Consider the following 21,554-nt stretch of genomic DNA (forward strand, 5'->3'; position numbering starts at 1 on the left):
GGTATTCGCCGCGTCAAGGACCGGGCTCAGTGCAACCGGGTGCTGAGCCGCACGGTGAGGCCGCCGGGGCCGGGCAGCAGGTCCACGGAGTCCCAGAGCTTGCGCGCCAGCCACAGGCCCATGCCGCCGCGGCTGAGGTCGTCGCCGTGCGCGGGCCGGAAACCAGAGAGCGGGTCGCTGAAGCCGGTGCCGGAGTCGGTGATGGCGCAGACCATCCGCCGCCCGTCGGTCCAGAGGCGGGCCGACACCGGCTGCCGGCCGTGCCGGAACGCGTTGGCCGCGACCTCGCTGGTGGCCAGGTGGAGGTCCTCCCGCTGCTCGCGGTCGGGCACGTGGGCGGCGAGCGCCGCGCCCAGCGCGTGCCGCAGTCCGGCCAGGGCAGGGGCGTCGTCGACGGCCAGGACCGGCGGGGTGTCCTCCATCGGCTCGCGGGGCACCGGCAGCGCGGCGAGGTACTGCGCGGGGTCGCGGTAACCGGAGTTGGCCGAGCGCCGGCCGCCGGACACCAGCTCGGGGTGGGTCCGGGTGGCGCTCTCCAGCACCTCGGGCGGCAGCGCCCGGCTGTCGTAGAGGCACATCGCGGTCAGCAGGCAACCGTCGAGCAGCGCGTTCACCGCGGCCTCGTAGCGCTGGCCCTCCCGCCAGGTCGCCGGCTCCGGGCCGAAGTCGACCTGGCCGAGCACCCGCAGCCACCCCGAGGAGGAGGCGGCCGCCGCGCGGTCGAGCAGCCGCTGGGTGAGGCTGACGGCATCCGGAGCGCGGGTGTCCACCAGCGCGACGCGCGCGTCGAACTCGACCTCCGCGGCCCGCTCCCCCAAGGCCCCGGCGAGCAGCGCGGCGGTGTCCGGCCCGCAGGCCAGGAGGGTGAGGTCGCCGGCCCGCAGGCCCTCCTCCACGAAGGAGACCGCGACGGTGAGCAGCTCGTCGTCGGAGCCGACGAGGGCGGCGGCGTGCGGTCGGGCGCTGGCGCCGGGACCGGGCAGGACGTGGTGCGTGCGCAGCGCGGCACGCTCGTCTGCCCCACGGTGCACGGTGTACGTCCTCTTCCTGACCGGGTCGCTCCAGCCGGCCGAAGCGACATTCTGGGACATCCCGACCCGGTGTCCGTCACCGGGGAGGGCTGTGCGCGTCGTCACGGGGACGGACGCGCGGCTCCCCCGGCCGAGTGCTCGTCCAGCCCGGCCAGTGCGAGTATGCGCGCCGGCGGCGTGCCCTGCTCCGTCGTGACGCGGAGCTCCAGCCCCGCTTCACCCGCACGAGCGAGAGCCTGCAGCAGCAGCCCGACGCCCGCGCTGGCGAGGTACGTCGTCCGGCGCAGGTCGAGGGTGGCCCGCGCGCCCACCGGCAGCTGCGCCAGCCGGCCGAGCAGCTCCTCCCGCAGCGGGTCGGTGGAGGCGAGGTCGAGCTCGCCCACCAGCTCCAGCCGCAGCCCCTCCGCCCCGTCCGAGGTCAGCAGCCGCGCCGGGACGCCGCCGTCCTCCGCGACGTGGACGGACCGCCGCGCGGCGCCGGCCGTGGCGGCCGGGGGCGGCACCCGGAAGCGGACGGTCGTGCCGGCCCCCTCCCCGTGCCGGACCTCGACGTCGGCGGCGAGCGCGCTGATCAGCTCCAGTCCGCGCCCGCGGTAGCCCCGGTCCTCCGGCGGCGGGCGCCAGACCCCGGTGTCCCGGACCTCCACCTGCACCCCGCCGTCGGGGTCGCGGGCCACCCGGTAGGAGCACCGGCCCTCCGCGCCGCCGGTGTAGGCGTGCTCCACCGCGTTGGCCAGGGCCTCGCCGAGCGCCAGCTGGAGGTCCTCGGCGGTCTCCTCGGGCAGCCCGGCCGCCCTCGTCCAGGCGGTCACGCGGCGGCGCACCGCGGAGAGCCGGCCCGGGTCGGCCGGCAGGGTCTCGGCCAGCGGGCCGGGCAGCAGTCGCGCGGCGATCACCGCGACGTCGTCGGGCTGGTCGGTGTCGGCGAGGACCTCCGCCAGCAGCCGGGCGGTCAGCCGGGCCGGGTCGGCGGCGCCGTGCCGCGCGGCCGTGGTGCGGACCCGGTCCAGTCCCTCGTCGAGGACCTCGCCGCGGCGTTCGACCAGCCCGTCGGTGTAGAGCAGCAGGGTCGCCCCGACGGGGACCTCGGTGGCGGCCTGGGTGTACGGCGCCCGGCCGGGGACGCCGAGGACGGTGCCGGCGCCCGAGCCGTCCAGCAGCCGGGCGCCGTCGGGGGTGACCAGCAACGCCGGCGGGTGCCCCGCCCGGGCCCAGCACACCGTCCCGGAGGCGGGGTCGAGCACGAGGCAGGCGGCGGTCGAGGCCAGCGCGCCCGGCAGCCGCGCGGCGAACCGGTCCAGCAGCTCCAGCGCCTCCTCCGGGCTGCAGCCCTGCAGGAGGGCCGCCGACAGGGCGCTGCGCAGCTGCCCCATGACCGCCGCGGCGGTCGGCCCCTGCCCCACGACGTCGCCCACCGCGATGGCCACCCGGCCGTCGTCGAGCTCCACGACGTCGTACCAGTCCCCGCCGGCCTGGCTGCCCTCGGCACCGGGGAGGTAGTGGGCGGCGAGCGCCAGGTGCTCCAGCCGCGGCAGCTGGGCGGGCAGGAGGCTCAGCTGCAGGGTCTCGGCGATGCGCCGCTCGGATCGGTACAGGCGGGCACGGTCGAGGGCCTGGGCGCACTGCTCGGCGACGGCCAGCAGCATCGCGCGGTCGGTGGTGGAGAAGCGCTGCGCGGTCGGCCAGGCGACGGCCATGACGCCGACGACCCGGCCGGCGACGACGAGCGGGAGCCCGACGTTGGCGACCAGCCCGTACGACCGCAGGGCGGCCGCCAGCTCCGCGGGCAGCGGCCGGTCCCCGGGCGGTCGCGTGGCGACGTCCTCGACCCACACCGGACGGCGCTGGGTGACCGCCTCCGTGGCGACGAGCGGCGCCGACAGCGGCAGGGTCTGCCACAGCCGCTGCCCCTCCTCGGAGCCGCCGCTGATGGTGAGCGCGCTCAGGGACCGGTGCGACGGGTCGAGCTCGTACACGGCGACCCGGCTGTCGGGGCCGGTGAGCGCGCGGACGTGACCGGCGGCCGCGGCGGCCACCTCGACCGGCGTGGTGGCGGCCGACAGCTCCGCGGTGGCCCGGTGCAGCAGGGCCAGCCGGTGGGCGGCGGCGCGCTCCTCGGTGAGCAGCACCGCGTTGTCGACGGCCAGCGCGGACCGAGCGGCGATCTCCTCGGCCAGCGTCCGGTCGTCGTCGGTGTAGGCGGGGGCGTCCGCCCGGCGGCCCAGGGCGAGGACGGCGAGCACCCGCCCGCGCACGGTCAGCGGGAGCGCGAGCACCGAGGCGACCGCCAGCGGCGGCGCGAGCGCCGGGTGGTCCGCGCCGAGGTCGGTGGCCCCGGCCAGCGCCGCGTGCACGACCGACCGGCGGGAGCGCACCACCTGCGGGCCCACGCCGACGTCCGGGTCCAGGTCGGCGAGCGCGGCCTCGGTGGGCCCGTCCAGGCCGGCGATGCCCGCCCAGCGGAGCCGGCCGTCCTCGCCGACCAGCCGGACCGTGCACAGGTCGGCCAGCCGCCGGTCCACCAGGAGCCGGGCCAGCGCGCCCATCTGCCCGTCGAGGGTCGTCTCCTGGTCCAGCGCGGCGCCGACGTCGGCCAGCAGGGTCTGCCGCTCGGTCTCGCGGATGCGGGCGTTGACGTCGGTGCAGCTGCCGACGTGGCCGGCGAAGGTCTCCCCCGCGCCGATCGGGACGGCCCGCTCCAGCAGCCAGTGGTAGGCCCCGTCGCTGCGGCGGAGGCGGAACTCGACCTCCCAGCCCTCGCGCCGGGCCACGGCCGCGTCGACGGTGGCCGCGTAGCGGTCGTGGTCCTCCGGGTGCAGCCCGTCGGTCCAGCCGCGGCCGAGCTCCTCCCGCGCCGCGCGGCCGGTGTACGCGGGCCAGCCGCGGTTGACGAACACCCGGCGTCCCTCGAGGTCGGACACCCAGATGAGCGCCGGCGCCAGGTCGGCCATTGCCGTGAACCGCTCCTCGGCGGCCCGACGGGCCCGGCCCAGGCCGAGGTGCGCGCCGACCCGGGCGATCAGCTCCTGGGCGGAGAACGGCTTGACCAGGTAGTCGTCGGCGCCGGCGGCCAGGCCCTCGACCGCCGCGTCCTCCCCCGCACGGGCCGACAGCAGCACCACGGGGACCCGCGCGGTCCGGGTGTCGGCGCGCAGCGCGGCCAGCAGCTCCATGCCGTCGAGCCCGGGCATCATCACGTCGCTGACGACCAGGTCCGGCGGGTCGGCGAGGACGGCCTCGAGGGCCGCGCGGCCGTCGGCGACCGCCAGGACGTCGTACCGCGGGGCCAGCAGCCGGGTCACGTACTCGCGCATGTCGGCGTTGTCGTCGGCCACCAGGACGCGGCCGGCCGGGTCGCCGGCCGCGGGCACCGCGACGGGACCGGCGCCGTCGTCCCCGCCGGGCAGCCAGCGCAGCGCCTCGGTGACGAACGGCGCGGCGGCCGGGGAGACGGCTTGGGCGTCCGCCGCGGCCTCGGCCAGCCGGTCGGCCGGCAGGTGGCCGGTGCCGAACGGGAGCGTGACGGTGAACGTCGTCCCCCGGCCCGCGGCGCTGGCGACGTCGATCGTGCCGCCGTGCAGCCCGACCAGCTCGCGCACCATCGCCAGGCCGATGCCGCTGCCCTCCCCGGATCGGCCGCGGGCGTCGGTGACCCGGTGGAAGCGCTCGAACAGGCGCGGCAGCTCGTCGGCCGGGATGCCCGTCCCCGTGTCGCTGACGGTGAGCTGCGCGGCGCCGTCCGCGGGGCGCAGCCGGACGGTGATCCCGCCGGTGAAGGTGAACTTCAGCGCGTTGGAGAGCAGGTTGAGGACGACCTTCTCCCACATGTCCCGGTCGACGTGCACCGGTTCCCCGAGCGGCGGGCAGTCGACGGTGAAGTCCAGTCCGGCGCGGGTGACCGCCGAGCGGAAGACGCTGGCCAGCTCGCTGGTGGTGGCGGCCAGGTCGACGGGCTCGAAGCGCGCGTCGATGCGGCCGGCCTGGAGGCGGGAGAAGTCGAGCAGCGTGTTGACCAGCTTCTGCAGCCGCAGCGCGTTGCGCTCGATGACCTCCAGCTCCTGCCCGATCCGCGGGTCGGCGGTGGCCACCGGGGAGTTGCGCAGCTCGGCGACCGGGCCGGCGATCAGGGTCAGCGGGGTGCGGAACTCGTGGCTGACGTTGCTGAAGAAGTCGGTCTTGGCGCGGTCCAGCTTGGCCAGCGCCTCGGCCCGGCTGCGCTCGGCCTCGTAGCTGCGCGCGGTCTGCAGGCCCGAGGCGATCTGGTTGGCGACCAGTTCGAGGAACCCGCGGTAGGGGTCGTCGTAGCGGCGGTGCGGGTTGAGCCCGGCGACGAGGAAGCCCGCCACCTGCCCCTGGGCCGCCGAGGCGATCGGCACCACGACCGCCTGTGTCGGGGGCCGCTGCCAGGCGCCGGTCGGCAGGCCGGGGAGGCGCTCGCCGAGGTCCTCGACCAGCACGTGCTCCCCGGCCAGCACCCGCCGCACCGGCCAGACGCCGTCCCCCGCCGTCAGGACGGCGGGAGCCGCGGGCGATCCGCCCTCGATCCCGGCCGCGCACCCCAGCCGGGCGACGCCGTCGGCCTCGACCACGTAGGTGAGGCTGAAGGGCAGGTCGGCGACGTCGCGTGCGAGCTGCTCGCAGACGACGTCCAGGACGTCGCCCTCCGTGCGGGTGGCCGCGACCGCGGCCGCGAGGTCGCGCAGCGTGGCCATCCGGCGCTCGCCGACCACTCGCTCGGTGTTCTCGGTGACCACGCAGAGCATCCCCTGCGTGCGGCCGTCGGCATCGTCGATCGGGCTGTACGAGAAGGTGTGGTAGGTCTCCTCGGGATAGCCGTTGCGCTCGAGGAACAGCAGCAGGTCCTCGTCCCAGGTCGCGACGCCGGTGTCGAGCACCGACCGGATGCGCGGCCCGATGTCCTCCCAGATCTCCGCCCACATCTCGCGGGCGGGGCGGCCCAGGGCCCAGGGGTGCTTGGCCTGCAGGGTGTCGTGCTTGTAGGCGTCGTTGTAGAAGGTGGTCAGCTCCGGGCCGTAGGCGGCCCACATGGAGAACCGGGACGTCAGGACGATCCGGACGACGTTGCGCAGCTCCGCGGGCCACGTGTCGGGCGGGCCGAGGGGGGTCTCGGCCCAGTCACGCTCGGCCATCGCGCGGCCGACCTCGCCGCCGCCGGCGAACAGCGACCGCTCGGGGCCTGGCTCGTTCACCGGGGCATCACGCTGGGATCGTAGGTGGTGCGCGGCCGGATGGCTCACACCGTTCCGGAACCCCCGGTACGGCCGGCCAGCCCGTCGAGGGCCGCGCGGTCCACCCCGGCGGCCGCCGCCACCTCCGCGTCGTCGATCGCGCCGCAGTCCAGGCCGCGCAGCAGCACGGCGGCCAGCGCCCGCGCGGTGGCCGGTTCGTCGAGGACGCCACCGTCGACGCGTGCCCGGTAGGCGGCCAGCCGTTCCGCGGCCGCGGGGAGGGCAGCGCGGTAGAAGGCGTACGTGGCCAGGTAGCGGGTCACCAGCTGCGCGGGGTGCAGGTCCCAGCCCTGGTGGAGGCCGCGCTCCAGCGCCCGCCGCACGAGCCCGGCGTGCAGCCGCCAGGCCGCGTGCACCCGGTCCCGCGGGCCGACGGGCAGCACGTTCGTGGACCCGTCGACGGCGCGGACCCCGGTACCGGCCACCGCGACCTGCACCACGTGCTTGGCGAAGTCGGCGGCGGGGTGGTCCGAGGCCTGGTGCGCCGCGGCGATGCCGAGGGCCGCGCTGTAGTCGTAGGTGCCGTAGTGCAGGCCGGTCAGCCGGGGGCCGGCCGCGTGGACCAGCCGCGCGGCGGTGACCCTCCCGTCCGGTCCGATGACCGCCTGCGGCGTCTCCACCTGCAGCTCCAGGTCGAGGGGGACGCCGTGCGCGGCCTCCAGCGCGTCGAGGACCGGCAGGAAGGCGCGCACCTGCTCGACGTCGGTGACCTTGGGCAGCGTGACGGTGCAGCGAAGTGGGAGGGGCGCACTTCCCGCGCCGTGGCACTCCGCCAACGCGCCGAGGAAGAGGTCGAGGGTGCGGACGCCGCGGCGCCGGGTGGGGCCCTCCAGCGACTTCGCGCGGATGCCGACCGACGGCGGGGCCGTGCCGGCACGCAGGTCGGCGGCGACCGCGGCGGCAGCGGCCCGCACGTCGACGTCCTCCGCGCCGGGGCCGCCGCGGTAGCCGTCCTCGGCGTCCACCCGCAGGTCCTCGACCGGCTCGGTGGCCAGCTTGGCGCGCACCCGCGGCAGCACCTGCTCGACCAGCCCGCCGTCGAGCCCCAGGTCGGGCAGGCCGTGCTCCTCGAGCGCGGCCAGCGCGGCGTCGCCCCAGGCGGCCGCCACCCCGGGTACGACGGCGTCGGCGGGCACGTAGCAGGTGTGCACCGGCTGCCGGCCGGGGCGCTCCCCCGGGTGTGCGGCCGCGCGGGCGGTGTCGACGGGCCCCAGCCGCCGGTCCAGCTCGGCGTAGACCTCGTCGGGCAAGGTCATGCGTTCACTCCGATGGCATGACGGCCCCCGTGCAGGGGCCCACCCCGAGCCTGCGAGGGGTGGGGGGCAGGGGGCAAGGTCATGCGTTCACTCCGATGGCATGACGGCCCCCGTGCAGGGGCCCACCCCGAGCCTGCGAGGGGTGGGGGGCAGGGGGGTCCTTGCTCAATCGATCAGCTCGTACGCCGGCAGCGTCAGGAAGTCCGGGAACTCGTCGGCCAGCGCCACCTGCTCGAACAGCCGCCGGGCGTCGTCCAGCCGGTCCAGCTCCCCGATCTCCCCGACCTCCTCGGCGACCACCCGGCGCACCAGCTCGGCGGTGACCACCTCGCCGGTGTCGAGCTCCACCCCGCTGTGCACCCACTGCCACACCTGCGACCGGCTGATCTCCGCCGTCGCGGCGTCCTCCATCAGCCCGTGGATGCCGACCGCGCCGTTGCCACCCAGCCACGCGGCCAGGTAGCGGATCGCGATCTCCACGTTGGTCCGCAGTCCGGCCATCGTGTGCCCGCCGGGCACCCCGGCGACGTCGAGCAGCTGCGCGGCCGTGACCGCCACCTCCGGCCGCTGCCGGTCGAGCTGGTTGGGCCGCTCGCCGAGGACGGCGTCGAACGCCTCGCGGCAGGTCGGCACGAGGTCGGGGTGGGCCACCCAGGAGCCGTCGAACCCGTCACCGGCCTCGCGGGTCTTGTCCTCGCGCACCTTGGCCAGCGCCCGCTCGTTGGCCTCCTTGTCCTTCCGGCTGGGGATGGCCGCGGCCATGCCCCCGATCGCCATCGCCCCGCGCCGGTGGCACACGGCGACCAGCTGCTCGGTGTAGGCCCGCATCATCGGCGCGGTCATGGTCACCGCGGCCCGGTCGGGCAGCACGAAGTCCGGACCCGCCTCGCGGAAGACCTTGATGACGCTGAACAGGTAGTCCCAGCGGCCGGCGTTGAGCCCGGCGGCGTGGTCGCCCAGCGCGTGCAGCATCTCGTCCATCTCGAAGGCCGCCGGGATGGTCTCGATGAGCATCGTGGCCCGGATCGAGCCGGCCGGGAGGTCGAGCACCTGCTCGGCGTGGTCGAAGACCAGCTTCCACAGGCCGGCCTCGAGGTGGCCCTCCATCTTGGGCAGGTAGAAGTACGGGCCGCTGCCGCGCTCCAGCTGCTCGCGGGCGTTGTGGAACAGGTACAGCCCGGCGTCGACCAGCGCCCCGACCGCCGGCGCGCCGTCCACCAGCAGGTGCCGCTCGGGCAGGTGCCAGCCGCGGGGACGCGGCACGATCGTCGGGAGGACGGCGTCCTCACGGATCCGGTACTCCCGGCCGTCGGGTGCGGTGTGCGCCAGCGTCCGGCGGACGGCGTCGCGCAGCACCGCCTGCCCGCCGACGACGTTGCGCCAGTGCGGGGTGTTGGCGTCCTCGAGGTCGGCCAGCCACACGTTCGCGCCGCAGTTGAGCGCGTTCACCGCCATCTTCGGCTCGGTGGGGCCGGTCATCTCCACCCGCCGGTCGACCAGGCCGGGCGGCGGCGGGGGCACGTGCCAGTCGCCGTCCCGGATCTCGGCGGTCTCCGGGCGGAAGTCCAGCCAGCGCGCGGTGGCGATCTCCGCGCGCCGGGTGGCACGGGCGGCGAGCGCCGCGTCGCGCTGGATGCCGAAGCGGGTCTGCAGATCGGCCACGAACTCCAGGGCCTCGGGGGTGAGGACCTCCTCGCCCCGCTCGACGTCCGGGCCGATCACGCGCACGTCCACCATGGCGGCACCCTGCCACGTCCGCGGGCTCGTCGGGCCGTCGGAGGACGGCGGGCTGGCATCCTCGGCGCATGGCAGCCCTCGACGACTTCAACGCCGAGCCCGCCGACCGCGCCGTCCAGCTGCTGCGGGCGTGCAACGACGCACCGCGCTTCGCCGCCGAGGTGGCCGCCGGCCGGCCCTACCGGGACGTCGAGACGCTGGTGGCCCGCGCGGAGGAGGTCGCCCGCGGCCTGCCGTGGGAGGAGGTCGAGCTGGCCCTGGCCGCACACCCGCGGATCGGCGACCGGCCGGAGGGCTCCTCCGCCGGCGCCGAGGCCTCCCGCCGGGAGCAGAGCTCGATGGCCGGGGCGGACGACGCCACGCGGACCGCCCTGGTGGAGGGCAACCGGGCGTACGAGGAGCGCTTCGGCCACGTGTTCCTCGTGCGTGCCGCCGGCCGCGGCCCCGAGGAGATGCTGGCCGAGCTGCGCCGCCGGCTGGGCAACGACGAGCAGGCCGAGCGGGCGGAGGCCACCGAGCAGCTGGCGCAGATCACCGCGCTGCGGGTGCGGGGGCTCGTGTCGTGAGCGTGTCGACGCACGTCCTCGACTCGGTGCTCGGGCGGCCGGCCATGGGGATCGCCGTCCGGCTGTACGCCGGGACGGACCTGCTCGCCGAGGGGGTCACCGACGCCGACGGCCGCTGCCGGCTCGTGGAGGGCGCGACCGGCCCGGGCCCCCACCGGCTGACGTTCGCCACCGGGCCGTGGTTCGCCGAGCAGGGGCGGGAGACCTTCTACCCGGAGGTGGTGCTCACCTTCGCCGTCACCGAGCCCGCCGACCCCCACCACGTGCCGCTGCTACTGGCCCCTTTCGCCTACTCGACCTACCGCGGGTCCTGACGGCCCCGGTCCGGGTCCCGCACGAGGCGCCGCCGCGACGTTCCACGTGCAACAGTGCCGCGCATGGCGATCCGGCTCGGCCCGAACCAGTACGGCAAGGCGGAGGTCCGCGTCGTCGCGGTCGACCGGAGCAGCCCGCGGCACACCCTGGCCGACCTGAACGTCAGCACGAGCCTGCGCGGGGACTTCACCGCCGCGCACACCGCCGGCGACAACGCGCACGTGCTGCCGACGGACACGCAGAAGAACACCGTCTTCGCCTTCGCCCGCGACGGCGTCGGCGCGATCGAGTCGTTCGGCCTGCGGCTGGCCCGCCACTTCGCCGGCGCGTACCCGTGGATCACCGGCGCCCGCGTGGCGATCGAGTCATACGGCTGGGACCGGATCGCCGTCGACGGGCGGCCCCACGAGCACGCCTTCCGGCGCGACGGCGGCGAGGTCCGGACGGCGGTGGTGACCGTCGACGGGGACGACGTGCACGTGCTCGCCGGGCTGCGCGACCTCGTCGTCCTCAAGACCACCGGCTCGGAGTTCTGGGGCTTCCCCCGGGATCGGTACACGACGCTGGCCGAGACCCGGGAGCGGATCCTCGCCACCGCGGTGACCGCCCGCTGGCGCTGCACGACCGCCGACCTGGACTTCGACGAGGTCTTCGCCGGGGTCCGGACGACGCTGCTGGAGGCCTTCGCCGCGACCCACTCCCGAGCCCTGCAGCAGACGCTGTACGCGATGGGCGAGGCGGTGCTCGAGCGGTACCCGTGCGTGGCCGAGGTGCGGATGTCGATGCCGAACCGGCACCACTTCCTGACCGACCTCTCGGCCTTCGGGCTGGACAACCCCGACGTCGTCTACCACGCCGACGACCGGCCCTACGGGCTGATCGAGGGCACCGTGCTGCGCGACGACGTCCCGCCCGCCGAGGCGGCCTGGCTGGGGACGCCCGGCTTCTGCTGATGGCCGCCCGCTTCGACTGGTTCGCCGACTGGGTGGCGGACCACGTGCTGCTCACCCTGACGGCGGCGCGCGGGCGGGGGGCCGAGGACCTGCTGGCCGCGCTGGACGCGAGCGAGGTCGACCGGGGGGAGTGCACGCTGCGCGAGGCGATGGACGCAGACCTGCCCGCCGTCCGGGTCGGGACGGCGCAGGGCTGGGTGTACGCGGTCGAGTCGACGACGGTCCGCGGCGCCGACCCCGCCCTGCTCGAGCGGCTGACCGCCGGCGGCGGCGAGGCCGTCGCGCTGTGCTTCACGCCGACGACCAGTTCGTGCCTGCACGCGCGGGACGGCGTGTACGTGACCGGCTTCGACGTCACGATCCCGGAGTTCCGGTGGGGCCGGGAGCCACACGCCCTCGACGGCGACCTGGTCGAGGCCGGCCTGCTGCGCGAGGGCGGGCCGCTCCGTACGGGCGGCCCCCGGCCGGCGGCCGCGTGCGCGGAGCTCGTCGAGCGCCGTTTCGGCCTGACCGTGACCCGGGAGGCGCTCGAGGGCCGGCTGCTCTGCGCGACCCTGTCCGACTAGGAGGCCCCGCTCCCCTCGATCCCGATGCCGCCGAACAGGACGTGGGCGTGGATGCGCAGGTCGGCGCCGCGCTCGTCGTCGGTGCGGGTGACGCCCTCGCCCTCGGCGAGTCCGATCCCGCCGGCGCCGCGGAAGGACCACCAGACCCGCCAGCCGGCCGGGACGCGGACCCCCAGCCCGCCCATCAGCGTGCGCACGGTGAGGTCGACGCCCCCGGGCACGCGATCCAGGGCGGTCAGGTCGAGCTCGCCACCGCCCATCACCAGGTCCAGCCGCACCCGCGACAGCTCGGGGTTCACCGGCCGCAGCTGCACGCCGCCGACCGCGACGACCCGCCGGATCCCGGCCGTGCTCTCGTCGCCCTCGTCCTTGCGGCGGGCGACCATCCGGCCGGTGACGGCCACGACCGCCTGGACCGCCCACCAGGTGAGCAGCCAGGGCAGCACCCTGCGGACGGCGGGGGGCAGGCGGCGCGACGTCGTCATGCCCCCAGCCTGCCGGGATGCCGGCCCGTTGCCCAGGGGCGACACCCGCACCTGCCGATCATCGCCCCGGTGAGCGAGCCCGAGCGGCCGCGCTCCTTCAGTAGCGGAACCGGCCCACCGACGAGCTGAGTGCGGCGGCCATCCGGGCCACCTCGTCCATCGCCGTCCGCGCGTCGGTCATCGCGCGGGTCGTGGCGCCGGCGGCACCCGCGACGGAGGCGATGTTCTCGGCGATCTGACCGGCCGAGGTCGCCGCCTCGGCGACGTTGCGGTTCATCTCCGTGGTGGTCGCGGTCTGCTCCTCGACGGCCGTGGCGATCGTGCCCTGCGAGTCGTTGATCAGGCCGATGATCCGGGAGATCTCCCCGATGGCGCGGACGGCGCCGGCCGTGTCCCCCTGGATGGCCTCGACCCGGGCGGTGATGTCCTGCGTCGCCTTGGCCGTCTCCTGGGCCAGCTCCTTGACCTCGTTGGCCACGACGGCGAAGCCCTTGCCCGCCTCACCGGCCCGGGCCGCCTCGATGGTCGCGTTCAGGGCCAGCAGGTTGGTCTGCTCGGCGATCGCGGTGATCACCGCGACCACGCCGGCGATCTCCGCCGAGGACTCCCCCAGCTTCGTCACGGTGGCGTTGGTCGCGTCGGCGACCTCCACGGCCTGCCCCGCCACCCGGGCCACCTCGCCGGCGTTGCGGGCGATCTCCCGGATCGAGGCGCCCATCTGCTCCGAGCCGGCGGCGACCGTCTGCACGTTGACCGACACCTGCCCCGCGGCCTCGGCCACGGCCCCGCTCTGCACGGAGGACTCGTCGGCCAGCCGGGTCATGTCCTGCGCGGTCGCCGACAGCTCCTCGGTCGCCGACGCCAGCGTCGTCGAGGTGTCCCCGATCGTGGCCAGGACGGCGCGCACGTTGCCCATCGAGGTCTCCAGCGCAGCCGCCATCCGGCCGACCTCGTCGCGACTGGTCACCCCTGCCGAGCCCCGCAGGTCGCCGTCCGCGAGACCCAGCAGGACGGCCTCGACCCGGCGCAGGGGCCCGACGACCGAGCGGGTGACCCCCCACCCCAGCGCGCCCAGCACGCCGACCCCAGCGACGGCGACGACGACCGAGAGGGTGATCGCGGTCGTCCGCTGAGCGGCGCTCTCGGCGGCGGCCTCCGCCGCCTCCCGGGCAACGGCTCCGTCCACCGTGGGCAGGGCCTCCTCGAGCGCGCCGAACGCCTCGGCGAACTGCGGGTAGGCGGCCCGCGCGGCGGCCGGGTCGCTGCCGGCCAGCACGACGATCCGGTCGGCCGAGGCCAGGTAGGCCTCGACCTCGGGGGTGACCTCCTCGACGGCATCGGCGACGGCCGGGGCGAGCCCGCCGTCCGACACCGCCGCCAGGACCTGCCGGAAGGTGGTCGTGTGTTCGGCGAGGTCGGCGACCGCGGCGCGGTGCTCCGGCCCGGGAGCGGCCAGCAGCGCGGACAGCACGTCGCCGCGGACGGCGTCGTGCATCATGTCCGCCTCCAGCGCCGACCCGGTGGCGGCCGTGGTGGCGAGCAGCTGGTCGGTGCGCTCCCCCGTGGCGGAGAGCGCCCGCACCGCGATGACCGCGAAGAGGGCGAGGACGACGGCACCGGCGGCGACGAGGGCCGCGAGCTTGACGCCGAGGGGACGGTCGGACCAGAGGTTGCGCGCCATCGGGCACTCCTGCGAACCGGGATCGGCGCGGAGGTGCGCACCGTTACCTGACAGTTCGGCAGGTCGCTGTAGTGACTACAGCGGAACTGCTGCAGTCCTCACGGACCGTCGCGGTCCTGGGACGCGCCTCAGCTCACGAGCCGGTAGAAGCGGAAGAAGTCGTTGTCGACCGGCAGGACCTCCACGCCGGAGAAGCCGGCCTCCCGGGCGTAGCGCTCCAGGGTCGCCGGCCGCATCACCGTCCCGGTGCCGACCGAGGGCCGGGTGGAGAGCCCGTCGGGCAGGCAGCAGGTGAGGCTGTAGCCGTACATCAGCCGCTCGATGTCGTCGCCGGGCGCGGTGAACTCCTCGGCGACCTTCTCGTCGACGACCAGCACGATGCCGTCGGCCCGGGCCATGCGCCGCATCTCGCCGAGGACGGCGACGGGGTCGGGCATGTCGTGCACGCACTCGAACGCCGTCACCAGGTCGTACGCACCCGCCTCGCCGCCGGACGACCCTGCGTCGACGGTCGTGAACCGCACGCGGTCGGCCACCCCGGCGCCCTCGGCGTTGCGCCGCGCCTGCGCGACGGAGGGCTCGTCGATGTCGAAGCCCTCCACCCGGGCCTGCGGGTACGCCCGCGCGATGCCGATGGCCGACCAGCCCATGCCGCAGCCGACGTCGGCGACCCGGCCGCCGGCCTGCAGCGCGGCGTCGACCTGCGGCAGGGAGCGGAGGTCGGAGGTGGCCATCGGTCCGAGGAAGTAGGGGCGGTTGGCGTCGCCCTGCGCCTCCCGGGCGTCGGGGTCCATTTCCGCCCAGCTCAGCCCGGCCCCGGTGCGGTAGGCCTCGCGCAGCCGGGGCAGGTTGCGGACGAACGCCAGCGCGACGCGGGCGAACGGCGGCATGTAGGAGGGGTCGAGCTCGTCGACCAGCACGCCGCGGTACTCCGCCGGCAGCGTGTAGCGCCGCGCGTCGGGCTCGGCCCGGACGTCGTCGACGGTGAGGATCCCGGCCACCGCCTGCTGCTCGAGCCACTCCCGCGCGTAGCGGGCGTCGGCGCCGGTCCGGTCGGCGAGCTCGGGCGCCGTGGCCGGGGCGTCGGCCAGCGCGCGGTACCAGCCCAGCTCGACGCCGAGCTCGAGGGCGGCCAGCTCGAGGGTGGCGGTCACCCCGCCGAGGATGCGTTCGGCGAGGTCGGCGGCGGTGCCCGCGGGCGGGGTCTCGGTCGTCGTCATGCCCCCGGACCGTGCCGCGCGCGGCGCGCGCCGTGCCAGGGCCCTCCGACCCTCTCGCTACCGGCGGGTGGACACGGTGACGGTGAACCGGCGGTCGGACGCCGCCACCCGGGTCGGCCCGACCAGCCGGCGCAGCGCCGCCCGGTGCGGCAGCCGGTTGTTGTAGACGGTCCACAGCTCCCCGCCGGGCCGCAGCACCCGGTGCGCCGCGGCGAACAACCGGTCGGCGGCGCCGGTCACCACGGCGGCGCCGAGGTGGAACGGCGGGTTGCAGACCACCAGGTCGACGCTGGCGTCGGGGACGGCGGACGCCGCGTCGTCCCGGCGCACCCGCACCCGGTCGGCCACCCCGTTGGCCGCCGCCGTCGCCGCGGCCGAGGCGACCGCGGCCGCGGACTGGTCGCTCGCGTCGACCACGAGCCCCGGCCGGGCCAGCGCGAGGGCGGTGGCCAGCACGCCGGTGCCGCAGCCGAGGTCCAGCGCGGTCGCGGCGTCGGGGGCGGCGCCGGTCACGGCGGCGAGGAGGAGCCGGGTGCCGACGTCCACCCGCGTCCCGGCGAAGGCCGCGCCGTGCGCGCAGACCGTCAGGCCCAGGTCGGCGTGCACCTGCCGGCGCGGGAAGGACGGCGCGACGCCCGGCCGCGGCCCGCGGGCGACGAGCACCCGCGACTTCTGCCGGGCGAGCGTGGCCGCGACCTCGGCGAACCCCAGGCGCAGGACGTCGTTCATCGCGAGCGTCATGTGCTTGACCCGGCCGCCGACGTAGAGGGTGACGTCCGGACCCGCGCCGGCCGCCAGCTCGGTCAGCTCGCGCAGCGCGTCGAGCGACTTCGGCGCCTTGGCCAGCACCACGCGGGCGCCGTCCACCAGTTCGGGGGTGAGCGGCAGCGAGCGGTACGTGCCGGAGAGCCCGGTGCGCTCGCCGTTGCGGGCCAGGGCCAGCTCGCCGACCAGCAGGTCCTGGTGCACCCGGACGTCGTGGGCGCCGCCGAGCACCGCGCCGAGGGTCAGCGCGCCGTACGAGTCGTCGACGACCACCACCTGCCCGGGCCCGGCGGCCGCGAGCGCCTCGGCCGCCTCGTCGAGCAGCAGCCCGTCGGTGGCGTCGACGGCGACCAGGTCCGGCGCCTCGACGTCCGGCGCCCGCCGCAGCTGCGTGAACAGCTTCTCGCGAGGGGCAGAAATGGCCATTTCTGCCCTCGGGGTCATACGCCGGGGAGGCCGACGGGGCAGGAGACGCCGGTCGAGTGGATCGGGCAGTACCCGTTGGGCACCTTGTAGAGGTACTGCTGGTGGTAGTCCTCGGCGTAGTAGAACTCGCGCAGCGGCGCGATCTCGGTGGTGATCTCGCCGTAGCCGGCCTCGGTCAGCCGGGTCTGGAACGCCTCCCGGCTCGCCAGCGCGGCGGCCTCCTGCTCCGGGCCGTCGACGTAGATGGCCGACCGGTACTGGGTCCCCACGTCGTTGCCCTGGCGCATGCCCTGGGTCGGGTCGTGGTCCTCCCAGAACACCTTGAGCAGCTGCTCGTACGAGATGACCGCCGGGTCGAAGACGACCAGCACGACCTCGGTGTGCCCGGTCCGCGCCGAGCAGACCTCCTCGTAGGTCGGGTTCGGGGTGTAGCCGCCGGCGTAGCCCGCCGCGGTCGAGTACACCCCCGGGGTCTGCCAGAACACCTTCTCCACGCCCCAGAAGCAGCCGCCACCGAAGACGGCGGTCTGCAGGCCCTCGGGGAACGGCGGCTTGATGCGGTTGCCGTTGACCGCGTGCACCTCGGGCACGCCGGGCAGGGGGTCGGGGCGGCCCGGCAGGGCGTCCTCGGGTGACACCGGCTGGGTCTTGAACCGGGAGAACAGCATGGTCCGAGCGTAGGCGCGCCCCGCCACCCCGGTCGTGTGCCTTACGACCCCGGACGGCGGGGACGGCGCCCCGGCGGCAGGATCGACCGCGTACCCCCACCCGGCCGGGAGGAGCCGCGATGGCCGCGACGACGCGCGAGTGGCACCTGGCCGCCCGCCCGCACGGCGAGCCCACACCGGAGGACTTCCAGCTGGTCGAGGTCCCGGTGCCCGACCCGGCGGAGGGACAGGTCGTCGTCCGCATGGTCGCCATGTCGGTCGACCCGTACATGCGCGGCCGGATGCGCTCCACGCCGTCCTACGCCCCGCCCTGGGAGGTGGGCGAGGTGATGAGGGGCGGCGCGGTGGGCCGGGTGGTCGCCTCGCGCGCGCCGGACCTGCCCGAGGGCGCGCTGGTGCTCACCGACGCGGCGTGGCGGGAGGTCGCCGTCCTGGACGCCGCCGCGGTGACCCGGCTGCCCGCGCTGACCGACGTCCCACCGTCCTGGTTCCTCGGCGTGCTCGGCATGCCCGGGCTCACCGCGTACGCCGGGCTGTTCCGGATCGCCGGGTTCCGCCCCGGGGAGGACCTCTACGTCTCCGCAGCCGCCGGCGCCGTGGGCAGCCTGGTCGGGCAGTTCGCCCGGCTGCGCGGCGCCGGGCGGGTCGTGGGCAGCGCCGGCAGCCCGGCCAAGGTCGCCTGGCTCACCGGCGACCTGGGCTTCACCGCCGCCTTCGACCACCGCGACGGCCCGGTGGCGCTCTCGCTGGCCGAAGCCGCGCCCGACGGCGTCGACGTCTTCTTCGACAACGTCGGCGGCGCGCACCTGGAGGCGGCGCTGAACGTGCTGCGAGTGCACGGGCGGGCGGCGCTGTGCGGGTCGATCTCCGGCTACAACGCCGTCGAGCCGCCGCCCGGGCCGCGGAACATGTCGCTGATGGTCGGCAAGCGGCTGACGCTGCGCGGGTTCCTGGTGGGCGACCACGCCGACCTGCGGGAGGAGTTCACCGAGACGGTGTCGGGCTGGCTGCGGTCGGGCGACCTCGTCGTCCGGGAGACGGTGTACGAGGGGATCGAGAACGCCGTGCCGGCCTTCCTCGACCTGCTGCACGGGGCCAACACCGGGAAGATGGTCGTCCGGCTGGCGCCCGACCCCGACTGAACTGACGGGTCCGGGGCAGTCTGGGGGCATGTGGCTGTTCCTGACCCGCCGGTTCCGCATGTGGCTGGTGCTGTCCGTCGTCGTCCCGCTGACCTCCGGCGTGCTCCGCCGGGCCGGCCGCGCCCTGGAGCGGCGCACCGGCTCGACCCCGCTCACCCGCGGGCTCCACCGCGCCGGTGACCTGGGCGACCGGGCCCGGACGGCGCTCCGTGGCGGACGCCGGCGCCGGCACCGGTGACGGTGACGGTCGACCCGGCGCTCGAGCACGTCCCGCCGGCGGTCCCGCTGCGGGCGCTGGCGGTGTTCTGCCACGGCGGCACCGTGGCCAGCGTCCAGCCGCCGCGGGAGCGGGCGCTGTCCCTGCTGCGGATGCGGGCGATCGAGCAGTTCGTCCGCGCGTCGACCGCGCAGCAGGGGGTCGGCACCTACCTGGTCCGCTACCGGGTCGCGGGCTGGAACGGCGTGGCGGCCGACGCATACGCCGACGTGGCCTGGACCCTCGCCCAGCTGCGGGCCCGCCACGGGGACGACGTCCCGGTGGTGCTGGTCGGCCACTCGATGGGCGGCCGCGCGGTGCTGCGCGCCGGGGGCGACGCGTCGGTGCGGGCGGTCTGCGCGCTGGCCCCGTGGACCCCACCGGGCGAGCCGGTGGAGCACCTGCGCGAGCAGACGGTGGCGGTGCTGCACGGGCGGGGCGACCGCTGGGTGCCAGCGGCGCTGTCCGCCGACTACGCCGTCCGGGCCCGTGCCGCGGGCGCCCGGATCGCCCGGTTCACGATCGCCGGTGGGCACAGCATGGTGCGGCGGGCGCCGGTGTGGCACGCGTTCGTGCGGGACGTCGTCCTGGCCGGGGCCGGGCTGGCGCCGTGGCGGGCCGACCTGGCCGCGGCCCTGGAGCGCACGGAGCTCGCCGTCCCGCTGTGAGCCCGGCGCCCCTCGCGCCCGTCACCGGCCCGGCCCGCCGACGAGACGCTCGGCCCCTGAGTGCGAGAGCCCCCGGCCGGGGTACGGCTTCCCGGTGGAGGAAGTGCTCGCCGAGGTCGTCGGCGTCCTGGTCACCGTCGTGGAGGCCTGTGGCGCCGCTGTGATCATTGGGGCGGTGTGGGCCTTCGTCCGCTTCGTCTGGGTGGGGCTGCGGGAACGCAGCGCGGCGGCGTTCGTGCCGGTGCGCCTGACGCCGGGCCGCTTCCTCGCCCTCGGCCTGGAGTCCGCGAGCTTGGTCAGCCGGCCGCGGTGGCGGCGATCCGCACGGCGCTGAACTACTTCTCGAGCAGGGAGATCGCCGAGAAGCGCCGGCAGGTCGCCGAGGAGCAGGGGCGGGAGACCGTCGACCCGGCCGACCGGAGCCGGGGGCGGACGGCGTGATCGAGCAGGTCACGAGCACAGCGGCGGTCGCGGTCGTCGCTGCTGCTGTGCTCTCCGGCGTCCTCGCCCCCGCGGTGACCCGCCGCCCGCCACTGGCCCTCGCCCTGTTCCTCGACCTCCTGCTCGCCGCCGGCCTGCTGCGCCTGACCGGCGACCCCGGCTGGCGAGCCCTCGCCACCGCCGCGGCCATCGTGGTGATCCGGCGCCTGGCCGGGGCGGGGCTCCGCACGGCGCGGCGCAACTGGTCCGGCGGGCCGCCACCAGCCCACCGGCGACGGTTGCCGCCCCTCGAGCAGCTGGTCCGGCCGGCCTGGCGCGCCTGACCGGAGGGGATCCGTGCGCGTGACGCGCACGGATCCCCTCCGGTGCGTCAGGAGAACAGGGCGCTGTAGCCGTTGAGCGCGGGCTGCCCGCCGAGGTGGGCGTAGAGCACGGTGGACGACGGGTCGATCTCGCCGCGGCCGACCAGGTCGATGGTCGCGGCCATCGACTTCCCCTCGTACACCGGGTCGGTGACCATGCCCTCGGTGCGGGCGGCTAGCTCCATCGCGCGGATCGTCGTCTCGTCGGGGATCCCGTAGACGCCGGCGTGGTAGCGCTCGTCGAGCTCGACGTCGTCCCGGGTGAGCTCGCGCCGCAGGCCGATCCGCGAGCCCGTGCGCTGGGCGATCCGCAGCACCTGTTCGCGGGTCTCGGCGGGCTTGGCCGACGCGTCGATGCCGAGCACCCGCCGCGGCCGGGCGCCGTCCTCCTCGAGCTTGGCGAAGCCGGCGACCATGCCGGCCTGGGTCGAGCCGGTCACCGAGCAGACGACGACCGTGTCGAAGAAGACGCCGAGCTCGGCCTCCTGCGCGGCGACCTCCTCCGCCCACCCGGCGAACCCGAGCCCGCCGAGCGGGTGGTCGGAGGCGCCGGCCGGGATGGCGTAGGGCTTGCCGCCGCGCGCCTCGATGTCGGCGAGCGCGGCCTCCCAGCTCTCCTTGAAGCCGATGCCGAACCCGGCCTTGACCAGCCGGACGTCGGCTCCGGCCAGCCGGCTGACCAGGATGTTGCCGACCTTGTCGTAGACCGCGTCGGGCCAGTCGACCCAGCTCTCCTGCACCAGCACGCACTGCAGCCCGACCCGCGCGGCGACCGCGGCCACCTGGCGGGTGTGGTTGCTCTGCACGCCGCCGATCGAGACCAGCGTGTCGCAGCCCTGCTCCAGTGCGTCGGCCACGAGGTACTCGAGCTTGCGGGTCTTGTTGCCGCCGTAGGCGATGCCGGAGTTGCAGTCCTCCCGCTTGGCCCACACGGCGGCGCCGCCGAGGTGCTCGGTGAGCCGGTCGAGCCGGTGCACCGGCGAGGGGCCGAACAGCAGGGGGTAGCGGGGATAGTCAGACAGAGCCATCGGGGGCTTCCTCCAGTTCGGACAGCAGCGCCGTCCAGATCTCGGTGGTCGTGGCGACGGCGGCGTCGACGTCGGAGGCGGCGCAGGCGGCGATCAGGCGGTCGTGCAGGACGACGGACTCCTGGCCGTGCGCCGCGGCGAAGCGGGCCCGCTCCAGCCGGCGGACGGCGGGGGTGAATCGGTTGATCGTCGCGGTGACGGCGGCGTTCCCGCAGCGCTCGACCGGGACGCCGTGCAGCTCGTCGTCGGCGGCCAGCGCGGCGTCGACGTCCCCGGCCGCGACCGCGGCGGCGAAGCGCTCGTTGGCCGCGCGCATGCGGGCGACGTCGTCCGAGGTCACTGCCGGCACCGCCTCGCGGACGGCGAGCTCGTGCATCGCCCGGACGACGACGGCGGCATCGCGGACGTCGCGCACCCGCAGCGGCGTGATCCGGGTGTGGCTCTGCGGCTTGGCCTCGACGAGGCCCTCATCGGCCAGCCGGGCCAGCGCCGCGCGCACCGGGGCGACCGACAGCCCGAGCCGGCCGGCCAGCTCGGCGTCCTTCACCACCGCGCCCGGCGCGAGGTCGCCGGCGACGATCGCCGCCCGGATGCGCGCCAGGGCGACGTCGCGCAGCAGGACGCGGCTCACCGGCGCGAGGGACATGGCTGACATCTCAGATGTCAGAGCAGGCCTCGTCAAGTGCCGGGCGGAGACGCTGCGGTCGTTGGCAGCCGGGGACGTCGTGGCGCGCGGCCC

21 protein-coding genes are annotated in these 21,554 nt (G+C 76.1%); 10 read left to right on the forward strand and 11 right to left on the reverse strand.

What is annotated here, in order from left to right; translation table 11 throughout:
- Positions 1 to 26: 26 nt before the first annotated feature.
- The 4 genes from ACI782_RS03780 to aceB form a co-directional block, all read right to left on the reverse strand.
- The gene (locus tag ACI782_RS03780; RefSeq protein WP_456906241.1) at positions 27 to 1,031 is read right to left on the reverse strand and encodes an anti-sigma factor RsbA family regulatory protein; all 1,005 of its coding nucleotides are present in this window, start codon (positions 1,029 to 1,031) and stop codon (positions 27 to 29) included.
- 101 nt (positions 1,032 to 1,132) lie between these two features.
- Positions 1,133 to 6,241 carry a SpoIIE family protein phosphatase gene (locus ACI782_RS03785; RefSeq protein WP_456906243.1) on the reverse strand — a complete coding sequence of 1,703 codons (5,109 nt, stop codon included), beginning with the start codon at positions 6,239 to 6,241 and terminating at the stop codon, positions 1,133 to 1,135.
- A gap of 44 nt (positions 6,242 to 6,285) precedes the next feature.
- Positions 6,286 to 7,536: a DUF6986 family protein gene (locus tag ACI782_RS03790; RefSeq protein WP_456906245.1), complete on the reverse strand. Its 1,251-nt coding sequence runs from the start codon at positions 7,534 to 7,536 to the stop codon at positions 6,286 to 6,288.
- Between the two features lie 165 nt (positions 7,537 to 7,701).
- Positions 7,702 to 9,273 carry a malate synthase A gene (gene aceB / locus ACI782_RS03795; RefSeq protein ID WP_456906247.1) on the reverse strand — a complete coding sequence of 524 codons (1,572 nt, stop codon included), beginning with the start codon at positions 9,271 to 9,273 and terminating at the stop codon, positions 7,702 to 7,704.
- Between the two features lie 68 nt (positions 9,274 to 9,341).
- Between aceB and uraD the strand changes: the two genes are divergently transcribed.
- The 4 genes from uraD (at position 9,342) to ACI782_RS03815 (ending at position 11,673) form a co-directional block, all read left to right on the forward strand.
- Positions 9,342 to 9,839, forward strand: coding sequence for a 2-oxo-4-hydroxy-4-carboxy-5-ureidoimidazoline decarboxylase (uraD, locus tag ACI782_RS03800; protein WP_456906249.1), 498 nt, complete (start codon positions 9,342 to 9,344; stop codon positions 9,837 to 9,839).
- Positions 9,836 to 10,153 carry a hydroxyisourate hydrolase gene (gene uraH / locus ACI782_RS03805; protein WP_456906251.1) on the forward strand — a complete coding sequence of 106 codons (318 nt, stop codon included), beginning with the start codon at positions 9,836 to 9,838 and terminating at the stop codon, positions 10,151 to 10,153. Before uraD ends, uraH begins: the two co-directional genes overlap by 4 nt.
- A gap of 63 nt (positions 10,154 to 10,216) precedes the next feature.
- A complete protein-coding gene (gene pucL, locus ACI782_RS03810) occupies positions 10,217 to 11,107 on the forward strand; it encodes a factor-independent urate hydroxylase (RefSeq protein WP_456906253.1) in 891 nt (296 codons plus the stop codon).
- Complete coding sequence (locus ACI782_RS03815; RefSeq protein ID WP_456906255.1) at positions 11,107 to 11,673, forward strand: DUF6461 domain-containing protein; 567 nt, start codon at positions 11,107 to 11,109, stop codon at positions 11,671 to 11,673. The genes pucL and ACI782_RS03815 overlap by 1 nt, the downstream gene beginning before the upstream one ends.
- Here the strand turns inward: ACI782_RS03815 and ACI782_RS03820 are convergent.
- The 5 genes from ACI782_RS03820 to msrA form a co-directional block, all read right to left on the reverse strand.
- The gene (locus tag ACI782_RS03820; protein WP_456906257.1) at positions 11,670 to 12,158 is read right to left on the reverse strand and encodes a hypothetical protein; all 489 of its coding nucleotides are present in this window, start codon (positions 12,156 to 12,158) and stop codon (positions 11,670 to 11,672) included. The two genes, ACI782_RS03815 and ACI782_RS03820, sit on opposite strands and share 4 nt — an antisense overlap.
- Positions 12,159 to 12,255: 97 nt before the next feature.
- Positions 12,256 to 13,839 (reverse strand): methyl-accepting chemotaxis protein, encoded by a 1,584-nt coding sequence (locus ACI782_RS03825; RefSeq protein ID WP_456906259.1) that lies wholly within the window; start codon positions 13,837 to 13,839, stop codon positions 12,256 to 12,258.
- A 128-nt stretch (positions 13,840 to 13,967) separates the two neighbouring features.
- A complete protein-coding gene (locus tag ACI782_RS03830) occupies positions 13,968 to 15,059 on the reverse strand; it encodes a class I SAM-dependent methyltransferase (RefSeq protein ID WP_456906261.1) in 1,092 nt (363 codons plus the stop codon).
- Between the two features lie 57 nt (positions 15,060 to 15,116).
- Positions 15,117 to 16,250 (reverse strand): class I SAM-dependent methyltransferase, encoded by a 1,134-nt coding sequence (locus ACI782_RS03835; protein ID WP_456906263.1) that lies wholly within the window; start codon positions 16,248 to 16,250, stop codon positions 15,117 to 15,119.
- 14 nt (positions 16,251 to 16,264) lie between these two features.
- Entirely contained in the window at positions 16,265 to 16,918 is a 654-nt protein-coding gene (gene msrA, locus ACI782_RS03840) for a peptide-methionine (S)-S-oxide reductase MsrA (RefSeq protein WP_456906265.1), read from the reverse strand.
- A gap of 119 nt (positions 16,919 to 17,037) precedes the next feature.
- On the opposite strand from msrA, the gene ACI782_RS03845 reads away from it, so the two are divergent.
- The 6 genes from ACI782_RS03845 (at position 17,038) to ACI782_RS03870 (ending at position 19,748) form a co-directional block, all read left to right on the forward strand.
- Entirely contained in the window at positions 17,038 to 18,060 is a 1,023-nt protein-coding gene (locus ACI782_RS03845; protein ID WP_456906267.1) for an NADP-dependent oxidoreductase, read from the forward strand.
- A gap of 28 nt (positions 18,061 to 18,088) precedes the next feature.
- Positions 18,089 to 18,298: a hypothetical protein gene (locus ACI782_RS03850; protein ID WP_456906269.1), complete on the forward strand. Its 210-nt coding sequence runs from the start codon at positions 18,089 to 18,091 to the stop codon at positions 18,296 to 18,298.
- A 2-nt stretch (positions 18,299 to 18,300) separates the two neighbouring features.
- Positions 18,301 to 18,984, forward strand: a complete 684-nt coding sequence (locus tag ACI782_RS03855) for an alpha/beta fold hydrolase (RefSeq protein ID WP_456906271.1) — start codon at positions 18,301 to 18,303, stop codon at positions 18,982 to 18,984.
- A 94-nt stretch (positions 18,985 to 19,078) separates the two neighbouring features.
- Positions 19,079 to 19,318 carry a hypothetical protein gene (locus tag ACI782_RS03860; protein WP_456906273.1) on the forward strand — a complete coding sequence of 80 codons (240 nt, stop codon included), beginning with the start codon at positions 19,079 to 19,081 and terminating at the stop codon, positions 19,316 to 19,318.
- Positions 19,294 to 19,425, forward strand: coding sequence for a hypothetical protein (locus tag ACI782_RS03865; RefSeq protein WP_456906275.1), 132 nt, complete (start codon positions 19,294 to 19,296; stop codon positions 19,423 to 19,425). The genes ACI782_RS03860 and ACI782_RS03865 overlap by 25 nt, the downstream gene beginning before the upstream one ends.
- Positions 19,422 to 19,748 (forward strand): hypothetical protein, encoded by a 327-nt coding sequence (locus tag ACI782_RS03870; RefSeq protein ID WP_456906277.1) that lies wholly within the window; start codon positions 19,422 to 19,424, stop codon positions 19,746 to 19,748. Before ACI782_RS03865 ends, ACI782_RS03870 begins: the two co-directional genes overlap by 4 nt.
- Before the next feature lie 47 nt (positions 19,749 to 19,795).
- On the opposite strand, the gene ACI782_RS03875 is transcribed toward ACI782_RS03870, so the two are convergent.
- Both ACI782_RS03875 and ACI782_RS03880 read right to left on the reverse strand, forming a co-directional pair.
- Positions 19,796 to 20,815, reverse strand: a complete 1,020-nt coding sequence (locus ACI782_RS03875) for a 1-aminocyclopropane-1-carboxylate deaminase (RefSeq protein ID WP_456906279.1) — start codon at positions 20,813 to 20,815, stop codon at positions 19,796 to 19,798.
- Positions 20,802 to 21,461 carry a GntR family transcriptional regulator gene (locus tag ACI782_RS03880; protein WP_456906281.1) on the reverse strand — a complete coding sequence of 220 codons (660 nt, stop codon included), beginning with the start codon at positions 21,459 to 21,461 and terminating at the stop codon, positions 20,802 to 20,804. Before ACI782_RS03880 ends, ACI782_RS03875 begins: the two co-directional genes overlap by 14 nt.
- Positions 21,462 to 21,554 lie beyond the last annotated feature (93 nt).

This window comes from Geodermatophilus sp. SYSU D00703 (assembly GCF_054050155.1).